Origin of the sequence: Rubrivirga sp., assembly GCF_049648075.1 — a bacterium.
In the GTDB taxonomy this organism is placed as follows: Bacteria; Bacteroidota; Rhodothermia; order Rhodothermales; family Rubricoccaceae; genus Rubrivirga.
Window position 1 is genome coordinate 1 of record NZ_JBARYR010000623.1, and the last position, 1,920, is coordinate 1,920.

Below are 1,920 nucleotides of genomic sequence, written 5' to 3' on the forward strand. Positions count from 1 at the left end.
GCACTGGTGGTCGCGGCGGCCCTGACCGGGTTCTACACGGCCCGGCTCGCCGACGAGCGCGACCGCGCCGAAACGGAAGCGACCAAGGCCACGGAGATCGCGACGTTCCTCGGCACCGTGTTTCAGAACGCCGGTCCGAGCCAAGCCAAAGGAGACTCCGCTTTGGTGGTCGACGTGCTAGACCGCGGGGCCGCCGAGATTCGGACGGAGCTGGCGGGCCGTCCCGAGATCCAAGCCGCGCTCATGCGGATCATCGGGGAGGTCTACACCGAGCTCGGCCGGTACGGCACTGCCGACTCGCTCTTATCGGACGCCCTCGCCCTTCTCGACAACCTCGAGTCGGCAGATCCCGACGACGTTGCCACGGCGTCCATCGCACTCGCACAAGCTCGGTACTTCGGCGGAGACTTCGCGTCGGTCGACTCCCTGTACCGACGCGCGGTCGCCATTCGAGAGGCGAGCGTCGGACGAGACCATCCGGAGACGGCATCGGCCCTCGCGCATCTCGCCACCAACGAGTACGACACGGGACGGTACACCGAGGCCGACTCGCTCCAACGCATCGTCCTCGACATCCGCCTGCGCCACCTCGGACCCGACGACCTCTCGTTGGCTGAGACGTACACGTCGCTCTCGACGCTGGCCGACCTCGAGGGCGATCTCCCTCGTGCCGATTCGCTCGCCCAACGGGCGCTCGCCATCCGGCGCCAGCACCTGACGCCTCCACATTGGGAACTCGCGGAGAGCCTGCTTCTGGCTGGCCTCGCGAGACGCAACCGCGGCTTCCTCGACGAAGCGGAGCCTCTCCACCAGGCCGCTCTCGACATGAACCGCGAGCTGTACGGCGACGATCACGCCGAGGTCGGCTACGTACTCAACCACCTCGCAAGTCTCGAGTACGACCGGGAGGAGTTCGCCGCCGCCGAACGCTACGCCCAGGACGGTCTCGCCGTCCGGCGTGCGGCGCTCGGCCCCGACCACATCGAGGTCGGGGCGAGCCTCGGCAACCTCGCTCGAATTCAGAGGGCTCAGGGCGAGATCGGACGCGAGAGAGAGGCCTTGGACGAGATGCTTCGGGTTATCGAAGGCGCCGTCGGCACGGAGCACCCGTTCTATGGCTCGGTCCTCCAGCGAATCGGGACCGCCGATGCGGCGCTCGGACGTCCCGAGAACGCCGAGCGCCTGCTGCGCCGAGGACTCGAGATTCAGCGTGCGGCGCTTCCGGACTCGGCCCCTCCTCTTGCGATCGCTACCCGAGCCCTCGCGAGGTTCATCGGCCGTCGTAACCCCACCGAGGCCCGGGCTCTTCTCGACGAGAGCGAACGGATATGTCGAGCTGCCGTGGAGCTCGACCCGGCGTGCGTGGAAAAAGTCCGCGAGACGCGCACCGAGGCCGGGCTGTAACAGGCCATCCTCGAGGGCGAGGCTACGGCCTCGAGGTCGCCGCCGCTTCGCCATCGATGAGCCGCTGCATCACGTCGCCCAGGTGCCCGACCAAGCGGTCCTGGTCGCCGCCCAGCACCGACGAGCCGATCACGTCGCGGGCGAGCGCGAACCCGAACAGGACCGACGTGACGAGCCCGGCCCGCTCCCGGGCGTCGCCGCCGCCGAGCCAGTCGCCGAGTGGCGTCGCGACCTGCTCCGCAAGGGCGGCTCGCAACACGCCCGCCGCCTCCGGGTGACTCGCAGACCGCAGCAGCACCATCGTCGGGTCGAAGCCGTCCCGTCGAGGACGGACGAGCCACCGCGCCAGGCGGTCGCCTAGAGTCGTGCGGTCGCCGACCAACAGGTCTCTCACGCGCAGCGTGTCACCGACGACCTCGGTGAACAGGCCCAGCTTGGACCCGAAGTACCGATTGATAAGGGCCGCGTTGACGCCCGCCTCCCCCGCGATCTCGCGCACGCCGACCTCGCCGTAGC

2 protein-coding genes are annotated in these 1,920 nt (G+C 69.2%); one reads left to right on the plus strand and one right to left on the minus strand.

What is annotated here, in order from left to right; all coding sequences use genetic code 11:
* The coding region (locus WBA11_RS17005) for a tetratricopeptide repeat protein (protein ID WP_424521834.1) at positions 1–1,404 on the plus strand (1,404 nt) is incomplete at its 5' end.
* Between the two features lie 22 nt (positions 1,405–1,426).
* Here the strand turns inward: WBA11_RS17005 and WBA11_RS17010 are convergent.
* A partial coding sequence (locus WBA11_RS17010) for a TetR family transcriptional regulator (RefSeq protein WP_424521835.1) occupies positions 1,427–1,920 on the minus strand: 494 nt, incomplete at its 5' end.